Origin of the sequence: Pseudoroseomonas cervicalis ATCC 49957 (assembly GCF_000164635.1) — a bacterium.
Taxonomy (GTDB): Bacteria; Pseudomonadota; Alphaproteobacteria; order Acetobacterales; family Acetobacteraceae; genus Pseudoroseomonas; species Pseudoroseomonas cervicalis.
In genome coordinates, this window is the sequence record NZ_GG770777.1 from 46,528 (window position 1) to 49,783 (window position 3,256).

The 3,256-nt window shown below is 58.8% G+C and carries 4 protein-coding genes; 1 reads left to right on the forward strand and 3 read right to left on the reverse strand.

Features of this window, described 5'->3' with window-relative positions:
- Positions 1–240 precede the first annotated feature (240 nt).
- Positions 241–453: a DUF1289 domain-containing protein gene (locus HMPREF0731_RS00190; RefSeq protein ID WP_040612042.1), complete on the forward strand. Its 213-nt coding sequence runs from the start codon at positions 241–243 to the stop codon at positions 451–453.
- A 92-nt stretch (positions 454–545) separates the two neighbouring features.
- On the opposite strand, the gene HMPREF0731_RS23930 is transcribed toward HMPREF0731_RS00190, so the two are convergent.
- From HMPREF0731_RS23930 to HMPREF0731_RS00200, 3 genes are all read right to left on the reverse strand, one after another.
- Positions 546–1,385: a hypothetical protein gene (locus HMPREF0731_RS23930; RefSeq protein ID WP_169312241.1), complete on the reverse strand. Its 840-nt coding sequence runs from the start codon at positions 1,383–1,385 to the stop codon at positions 546–548.
- A 163-nt stretch (positions 1,386–1,548) separates the two neighbouring features.
- Entirely contained in the window at positions 1,549–2,364 is an 816-nt protein-coding gene (locus HMPREF0731_RS00195) for an ABC transporter ATP-binding protein (protein ID WP_007001945.1), read from the reverse strand.
- The gene (locus tag HMPREF0731_RS00200) at positions 2,364–3,137 is read right to left on the reverse strand and encodes an ABC transporter permease (RefSeq protein WP_040611792.1); all 774 of its coding nucleotides are present in this window, start codon (positions 3,135–3,137) and stop codon (positions 2,364–2,366) included. The genes HMPREF0731_RS00195 and HMPREF0731_RS00200 overlap by 1 nt, the downstream gene beginning before the upstream one ends.
- Positions 3,138–3,256: the final 119 nt, after the last annotated feature.

A 3,256-nucleotide genomic window follows, 5' to 3' on the forward strand; every position in this document is an offset into this window, starting at 1 on the left:
CGCAGCGGGCGCGGATCTGCCAGCCGCGCCACTGCGCCAGCGGCGATCGCAGCGCGGCCTCGCGGTCCAGCGGCCAGGCGGGGGCGGGAGGCGTCATGGCGGGTCTCCGTGATCGGGCGGGGCCAGCCTAATGAAAGAACAAAATAAGAACAAGCGAACCGCATGGCTGCCCTGCGCGGCAGGGTGGCGGGGCGGGACCATATGCGCGCCACGGCGCCCGTCGCGCCGGAGCGGAGCGAGATGAGCGACAGACCCTGCATCAAGGTGTGCGAATTCGACGAGGAGAGCGGCTGGTGCCTCGGCTGCGGCATGAGCAAGCCGGAGCGCAAGGCCTGGAAGAAGGTGCCCGGCTATCGCGACGCCATCCTGGCCAACCTGCCGGCGCGGCTGGAGGCCATGGCGGGCGAGGGGCTGCGCGTGGGCGAGGCGGCGAAGGCGAAGAAGAAAAAGTAGCGGCAGGGATAATACAATGAATGGTCCGCCGATCTGTCTTTTATGACATTCGCCTCCCCAAGGTCTAGCCGTATTTTTGTAATTTGGTGTAATTATTTCTTAATCGAATTATTATTTATATAATTATTACATTCATTTTTGATAATTTCAAATTTTATTTTTACAGTTGATCGAGTTTGGACTTGTTTATTTGTAATATAATCAAGGATAATATTTTCAAATTTTTTCTCAAATAGGGCTATTATATCTTCAACAAGATCAGCAATTTTTTTGAGAAATTCAATTACATCAACATCTTTATCAAAAATTTCTCGACCAAAAACAAATTTGATTGAGCGATAAAATTCGGATGAAATATCTTCATCAAAATATTCGTATTTCCACGGATGTTCCTTAGACTCATCGTCGTACTGAATACTCATTTCTAATAAAATACAAGGATCTTCGAATATATCTATGAAAATCTCGAATCCTTCAGAAGAAATTCCAGTGATTGCTGGAATTAGCATTTTATGTTTGTCTGTTATATCTAGATCGTGAAGTGCGCGGAGAAGAGAATTTCCTCCTTTGTAGGGCTTTAAAGAAATAATCAAATTCTGAGCTTCAACTGAAGCGCGATGTAGATTTCTTTGTTTTATCGTACTTTTCAAATCTTTACTGCTTTCACAAAAAGGAAAATATACTCCTTTTGTGTTTCCGCCATTAATTCTAACTAAATCGGACGCAAGTAAATCCAGAGAAACACGAAGATTATGAACAATATCTCCAATTATTGTTGGCAAAAAGAATGGAGGATCACGTTCTATTTTAATTTTTGGTCCATATCTCCACCCATTATCTTTGATGCCTATTTTGAAGGGTTTGGAGTAAATATAATCTTCAATCTGTTTTTGAAGAGAATCTAGATGATGTTTTGCTCGTTCAATCTTCAATCTTGATCCTCGAAATGGCTTCATCATGAAATAATACCTCAATTTTTCATTGGTTATGAGACGTCGATAACAGCCTCTAGCTGCTGCCGACGCTGCGCCGTTGGCTGGTGTGGCGCTGCTGACCACTGTCCCCCCGCGCCACTACAGCCCAGCCCGCCCCGGCTCAGCCCAGCGCCGCCTTGCGCACCTCCTCGCGGATCTCGGCCATCAGCCGCGCCTTCAGCTCGGCGAAGACGGGGGTGGTCTTGACCGTCCAGTCGCGCGGATAGGGCAGGGGCACCGGCACCTCGGCCTTCACCCGGCCGGGGCGGGCGGACATCACCAGCACGCGGTTGGCCAGGAACACCGCCTCGTCGATGTCGTGGGTGACGAACAGCACCGTCTTGCGCGTCTCCGGCGTGTCGCTGCCCCAGACCTCCAGCAGCAGCTCCTGCATCAGCTCGCGCGTCTGGTGGTCGAGCGCGCCGAAGGGCTCGTCCAGCAGCAGGATGTCCGGGTCGTTGGCCAGCGCGCGCGCCAGCGCGGTGCGCTGCTGCATGCCGCCCGAGAGCTGGCGCGGCCAGTGGTCCTCGAAGCCGCGCAGCCCGGTGCGGGCGATGAAGCGCGCCGCGATCTCCTGCGCCTCGCGCTCCGGCACCCGGCGTTCCTGCAGACCGAAAAGAATATTCTGGCGCACGGTCAGCCAGGGGAACAGGGTGTAGGACTGGAACACCATGCCACGGTCCGGCCCCGGGCGCGTCACCGGCCGGCCATGCAGCGTCACCGCGCCCCCGGTCGGGCGGTCCAGCCCGGCCACGATGCGCAGCAGCGTCGACTTGCCGCAGCCCGAGGGGCCGAGGATGGAGACGAACTCGCCCGGCGCGACGTCGAGATCGGTGGGCTGCAGCGCCAGCGTCGGCGCCGCGCGGCCCTGGCCGGGGAAGGAGCGGGTGAGGCCGCGCACCGACAGGCCGCGCGCACCGGAAGAAAGTTCAGCCATCACAGCGACGCCCAGCGGAACAGGCGCCGGTTCAGCGCCTTGAAGAGGAAATCCGTCACCAGCCCGATCAGCCCGATGACGACGATGCCGAAGATCATCTGCCCGGTGTCGAGCAGCCGCTGGCTGTCCATGATCATGTGGCCGATGCCGCTCTGCGCACCGATCAGCTCGGCCACGATGACGTAGGTCCAGGCCCAGCCGAGCACCAGGCGCAGCGCCTCCATCACCTGCGGCGCGGCGGCCGGGATGATGACGCGCTTCAGGATGCCGCCCTGGCGCGCGCCGAGGGTGTAGGCGGCCTCCACCAGGTCGATGCGCGTGGCGCCGGCGATGACGGCCACCATGATGACGATCTGGAACACGCTGCCGAGGAAGATGACCGAGAGCTTCTGCGCCTCGCCCACGCCCGCCCAGAGGATCAGCAGCGGGATGAAGGCCGAGGCCGGCAAATAGCGGGCGAAGGAGATGAAGGGCTCGAAGAAGGCCTCGACCCCCTTGTAGGCGCCCATGGCCAGGCCGAGCGGCACGGCGATCACGCTGGCCAGCACGAAGCCGCCGAGGACGCGCCACACCGTCATGCCGACATCGCCGGCGAAATTGTACTCGGTGAACAGCGACCAGCCCGAGGCCAGCGCCTGCCAGGGCGAGGCGAGGAACAGCGGCTGCACGAAGCCGGTGGCGGTGACCAGCCCCCACAGCCCGATGAACAGCACGAAGAACAGGATGCCGAGCACGATTCGCGCCGCGGCGGAGACGGGTTTCAAGGGTTCCAAGGCGGCTCGCTCATGGCTGTGCGGGACGGGAGGGGCAGCTTGGCGGGCGCCGGAAAGGTCAGCAAGCCTGTATCATTCCGGGCGGCGCGGCGCCGCCGGGGCAGCCTGGCCGGCCGGGC

Coding starts and splice junctions, on each gene's coding strand:
- HMPREF0731_RS00190 (WP_040612042.1), top strand. CDS start 241: ATGAGCGACAGACCCTGCATCAAGGTGTGCGAATTCGACGAGGAGAGC.
- HMPREF0731_RS00195 (WP_007001945.1), bottom strand. CDS start 2,364: ATGGCTGAACTTTCTTCCGGTGCGCGCGGCCTGTCGGTGCGCGGCCTC.